This is a genomic window from Candidatus Symbiothrix dinenymphae (assembly GCF_001431085.1).
Window position 1 is genome coordinate 1 of the sequence record NZ_BBRU01000414.1, and the last position, 445, is coordinate 445.

Below are 445 nucleotides of genomic sequence, written 5' to 3' on the forward strand. Positions count from 1 at the left end.
TTCAACGGTTACCTGCCCATCGACGGCGAGGAGCGGCTGAAAACGCTTAAACAGTTGGAACAGCGCATTTACGCTGAACATCAGACCCAACTTTTCATCGAAACGCCCTACCGCAACAATAAAATGATTGACGACATCCTGAAGACCTGCAAGCCCACCACCAAACTCTGCATCGCCGCCGACATCACCACCGAAAATGAACGGATTTTTACAAAAACCATCGCTGAATGGCGAAAAAACACCCCTAAATTGGAAAAAACGCCCTGCATTTTTGCCATTTATCATTAGATTTAATGACTATCCGCAATCATATCATTTGACTTTATCTGCGGGACAAAGATTTGGATGAGTTTTTGGAGTGAGTGTATTTCAAAAAAAAATCCTTACCTTTGCCGCCGATATTTACGCTAAGTTATGAATAAGTAAATATCGGACGATATTTGCT

Annotated in this window: 1 protein-coding gene; it reads left to right on the forward strand. The window is 42.2% G+C overall.

Annotated features, from left to right (window positions below; translation table 11 throughout):
* Positions 1 to 288 (forward strand): SAM-dependent methyltransferase (locus tag ASC50_RS04650; RefSeq protein ID WP_478209965.1); only part of this gene is annotated, 288 nt, incomplete at its 5' end.
* Positions 289 to 445: the final 157 nt, after the last annotated feature.